Source organism: Putridiphycobacter roseus, assembly GCF_003234935.1.
GTDB classification, from domain to species: Bacteria; Bacteroidota; Bacteroidia; order Flavobacteriales_D; family Crocinitomicaceae; genus Putridiphycobacter; species Putridiphycobacter roseus.
This window is the reverse complement of sequence record NZ_QKSB01000030.1, coordinates 1-4,814: the sequence shown is the minus strand read 5'-3', so window position 1 is coordinate 4,814 and position 4,814 is coordinate 1. Positions and strand designations below refer to the sequence as shown.

The 4,814-nt window shown below is 31.6% G+C and carries 4 protein-coding genes; all 4 read left to right on the top strand.

Annotated features, from left to right (window positions below):
- Nucleotides 1–304: 304 nt before the first annotated feature.
- Nucleotides 305–1,810 (top strand): WG repeat-containing protein, encoded by a 1,506-nt coding sequence (locus DNU06_RS17225; RefSeq protein ID WP_111064747.1) that lies wholly within the window; start codon nucleotides 305–307, stop codon nucleotides 1,808–1,810.
- Nucleotides 1,811–1,926: 116 nt separating this feature from the next.
- Nucleotides 1,927–3,093, top strand: coding sequence for an AAA family ATPase (locus DNU06_RS17220; RefSeq protein ID WP_111064746.1), 1,167 nt, complete (start codon nucleotides 1,927–1,929; stop codon nucleotides 3,091–3,093).
- Between the two features lies 1 nt (nucleotide 3,094).
- On the top strand, nucleotides 3,095–3,835 hold the full coding sequence (locus DNU06_RS17215) for an HNH endonuclease (protein WP_111064745.1): 741 nt from the start codon (nucleotides 3,095–3,097) through the stop codon (nucleotides 3,833–3,835).
- Nucleotides 3,825–4,382 carry a hypothetical protein gene (locus tag DNU06_RS17210; RefSeq protein WP_146239318.1) on the top strand — a complete coding sequence of 186 codons (558 nt, stop codon included), beginning with the start codon at nucleotides 3,825–3,827 and terminating at the stop codon, nucleotides 4,380–4,382. The genes DNU06_RS17215 and DNU06_RS17210 overlap by 11 nt, the downstream gene beginning before the upstream one ends.
- Nucleotides 4,383–4,814: the final 432 nt, after the last annotated feature.

Genomic DNA, 4,814 nt, shown 5'->3' with positions numbered 1-4,814 from the left:
GGCCGAACTTTTGTTTTGCGCAGGATGAAATTATTTATTTGTGCGGGTCTTGGGTTTTTGGTTCGTTTTGTGCCAAGTCAAAATGAACGAAAGCTGAAAAAAAAACGATATAAAAACAGGTGTAGAATGTTAAAATATAGTACATTGTAAAATAAAACAGCATGTAACAATATGTATATTGCATAGCTGCCCTTCGGGCTAGCAACGACAACATACACAAACGTTGTAGCCAACTCCTCCCTTTGAGGAAAAAACAAATAATAACTTTAAGCAAACATTTAGATAGCAGAAAATAGGAAAAATTATGACTGAAAAGTGGAAACAGAACTACAAAAAAACTTTAGTCAGAATTGTGAAAAAAATCATGGCGATATTGATTCCTACAATTTTCCTTGGACTTTTATCCTCTTGTGATTGGACAGGACAGGACAAGAAAAGTCAATTCCAAAATGGAATGGCTATTGTAAAGGATTTTTCTACTGGAAAGTATGGATACGTTAATAATAGCCAAGAGCTTGTAATTGAAAAAAAATATGATTGGGCTGGAACTTTTTATGATGGCTTTGCAATTGTGAGATTAAATCAAAAAGAAGGTTTGATTGATAAAGAAGGACAGATTGCAATTCCGATAGAATACGAAAATTTAGTACATCTTGAGAACGAATTTTTTGAGGTTAAGGATGATGGAAAAGCAGGAGTTTTCAATGCAAGCAATCAAGAAATTATCCCTACGATAGCATATAACATTGTAAAATTACACAACGGTAAATACTTTGAAGTAAGACTAGACGAAGAAAAAAAATCGACTTGTCTATTCAATACTAAAGGGGAACAAGTAACTGACGCAAAATTCAGTTGTGTTAATAGGATAGTGGGTAATTACGCAATTATGAATAAAGAGGACATGTATAAATATCCTACTAAATTGGCTTACAAACTTTATGATTTAGAAAACACTAATAACAAGATAAATAATCTTCAATTTTATGACGATATTATGACTTTAAATGGAAGCAATAAAAATGAATTACTATTTAAAATTAGTTTAAAGGGTCATGATGCTGTTATAGATTATTTGGGAAACTTTGTAATCCCCTTTGATAAGTATGAGTCTATTTCGAATTATGGTGAAGGTTTATACTCTGTTTGGGTAGAAGGCATGCAGAGTGGTTATGCCGACAGAAACGGAAATCTTATAATTAAACCGATTTTCAAAAAAGCTGAAAGATTTAGCAATGGTAAAGCAAAAGTAACTTTAAAAGAGAAAACTTTTTACATTGATAAAAGTGGTAATTGCATAACAGATTGTCCAACGCAAAAATGGCTTAATTTCCATAATATATCCAGCTTTAAAATTGATAGTTCTTTTTATTCACAATTAATCAAAAAGGGACTTCTTGAAAGTAAACAAGAAGATTATTTAACTTCCATAGCAACATTTACTATAGCAATGGAAGAAAACCCTGGAGATTATTTGGCATACCATAACAGAGGGTTGTCCTACTTGATGATAAACGAACTTGATAAAGCAGAAGAAGATTTTGATAGGTCACTACAGTACAATTCAACCTACAGCGCATCTTATTATTTACGAGGCAATGTTCATCAAAGAAGAGGTAGTTTTTATTCTGCAATATCTGACTTTGAAAAAGCAATAAAATTGAATCCACACAATACAGATTCATATATGAAATGTGCAATATTATATGGAAAAAAAGGAAATACAGAAAAGTCTTGCGAATATATAAAAAAAGCTTGTGAATTAGGTGACTACAAAGCTTGTACTGGCTATTCACGCCTATGTGAATAAAAAGAAATGGCTACAACAACAAGCATATTTCATAGCTGTTTCGTACCTTACAGCAACGAAAACATGCTCAAACGTTGGCAACCATAAAAATAAAACACTACTGATAGAATATTATAATGAAAATTAAAAAAATATTAATCGAAGGAGTTGGAGGGCTAGAATCCATTGAATTGACATTTGATGACCACATGAATCTACTATGTGGTCCTAATGGAATTGGGAAGACTACAATTTTAGAAACTATTGCCCATCTGTTCTCTGCTGGAACTACAACTATCCTTAAAAGAAATGTAAACTCTGAAAAAGCTATAATTCAAGGAGTAATTGAAGTTGATGGGGAAAATAAGCAAATGAAAATTGAATTTGACACATTTGTTCCTGAAGCCCAAAATAATTTAACAGGATTTTATCAAGATTCAAAAAAACTTTTTTCATTAAAGACTACCAGAAATCTACAATATAGTCCACTAGCATCAGTTCCTAAGGACACTGAGAAGAGAGAAGATACATTTTATAGTGAAGCTAGAACAGGTATTACATTAAATGATATAAAAAGTTGGTTTGTTAATCGATTCTTATATTCAGCTCATCCTGGAGCTCTTAAAGATGAACAAATAGCAAATTATGAATTAGCTAAAAAATGTTTTTCATTATTAAATGAATCATTTACATTCAGTAAAGTTGATGCTTCATCTAATGAAATAATGGTAAATACCCCAAGTGGTGAGATATATTATGAATATCTATCATCAGGTTTTAAATCTATTATAGCTATTTCATTTGGAATTATAAAGGAAATTGAATTTCGTTTTAAAAACCCGAGAATTAATGCTGTTGATTTTGATGGTATTATAACAATTGATGAAATAGATTTACACCTTCATCCTGAATGGCAATCAACTATCGTAAGGGTTTTGTCAGAGATGTTTCCCAAGGCACAATTTATCGTAACAACTCATAGCCCGCATATAATACAAGCCGCCAATCCGAATCAAATTATTTCACTTGGTGTAGAAAATGGAAAAGTTATTCAGAGAGAACTGCCTGATAGTAAATATGGCTTTCAAGGCTGGACAATTGAAGAAGTGTTGACAGACGTAATGGGAATGAGTGATTTAAGAACTGATTTATTTAACAATCTACTAGATAATTTTGGAATGTATATAGATGCTGAAGAATATGAAAAAGCAAAAGAATGCTATGAGCAAATTGACTCTATTCTGCATCCACAGAATCATGTTCGGAAATTATTAAAATTTCAGTTAGCCTCAATTAAAAATTAAGATGATAAAACTAAATAGAACCCATACACCTGCCTGTTTATCTCCCAAATTCGTCAAAGAAAAAACAGATGAATTTAAAAATTCAGCAAAGAATGTATGGAATATTAATGACCTTAAAAACTCTTTGTTGGAATTGAGTTTTAATAAATGTGCTTATTGTGAATGTGCCTTAAAAGAAGAAAGTAAATATATGGAGGTCGAGCATTTTCAGGACAAAGATGACTATCCAGATTTGGTTTTAAATTGGGAAAACCTACTTCCTTCATGCAAGCGATGTAATGGAAGTAAAAGTACTCATGATGTTTTGATAGAACCAATTATTAATCCATTTAATATAGAGCCAATTAATCACTTAAGACTAAGGAATTACAGATTTAAAGGGAAAGATACTTTAGGTAAGACAACAATTGATGTTGTCAACTTAAATAATACAGAAAGAGCAGTCTTAAAAAGATTTGAGGTTGGAGAAGAGTTGCAAAAAACAATCGAAAACATTCTAGAAAAATTAGAATTGTACAATCAAAGACAGATTATTCAAAGACGTAATAAACTTTTAAACTCAATGGAAGAATTACTTAAAGAGTGTCAACCAAACTCTATTTACTCAAGTACTTGTTCTACAATTCTGCATTCCGACGAGAATTATCAATTTATAAGAAGCGAATTAGTTCGAATTGGTTTATGGAATGCAAATTTTGAGAAGTTACATAATGACTCTTTAATAATTGTTTTTGAAGATTAAATTACGGTTGCCAACAATGGCTCATAAATCATACTTTTTTGCCGCAGGCGCAACACAAAAAAGTACGCTTCATAGCCCAACCGTTAGCTACAACAATAAAATGAGACTATACCCTCCATTCAAGAAAACGAGAGTTAAAATTGAAAATCCAAATGAGTTCTATGACCACTTAGAAAACATTATTGGGGATAATGAGGGACGACTAGAGGGAAAAATCACAAAACATGGTTTTCTAGCAGAAAAAAGGCTTTGGTATTACAACACTGGTCGAGCAATGATTAGGGGTGCTTTTGAAAAAGATTTAAATGGTGATTATTTAGTAATCAATCTGGAATCCAGAAAGGGACCGTTGATTGTAATGTTTTTATTTCTGACTTATATTTTGATCACAGGGATAATAAAACAGAGTATTTATACCATCCATATTATGATTTCAGTATCTATCTTTTGCTACTTGGGAGGCTGGCTGTTATATTTAAAAGATTTGAAAATTACAAAGCATGAAATGAATGAAATAATTGAAAAAGCGGGTAAGCATGATAACTGAATTCTCAGAAGTGAGTTTATTGACTTCATCATTAACTGTATTAATTCGTCGAATTGCACTCAGAGTATACCATAAAGTGGAAAGTCATTTAAAATCTCAAGTCTTTATTTAACCTAGATCTCTTTTTAATCGCGATTTTAGCTTTATTTACTTCGCAGATTGTACGCAAAACCCAGAAAAATCAATTGAGTGCAGGGCGACTGCTTTTTAAACATGAATTGAGTGTGGAATTTAGGATTGTGAGAATACTCTGATAACAGTTGAAAACCGATTATAGGACCAAGGTAAACGAAAAATGGTAAAGTGTTAGAGTTACGACTGAACGTTCTCGTAGTATTAAAAAATAAGCAGTAGCTAACAAAGAACTGAGCTTATAAACAAGTTTTTTTCTCGCTAATTTTGTAATAACACCGGATTTATACTTCTATAGTT

Coding starts and splice junctions, on each gene's coding strand:
- DNU06_RS17225 (WP_111064747.1), top strand. CDS start 305: ATGACTGAAAAGTGGAAACAGAACTACAAAAAAACTTTAGTCAGAATT.
- DNU06_RS17220 (WP_111064746.1), top strand. CDS start 1,927: ATGAAAATTAAAAAAATATTAATCGAAGGAGTTGGAGGGCTAGAATCC.
- DNU06_RS17215 (WP_111064745.1), top strand. CDS start 3,095: ATGATAAAACTAAATAGAACCCATACACCTGCCTGTTTATCTCCCAAA.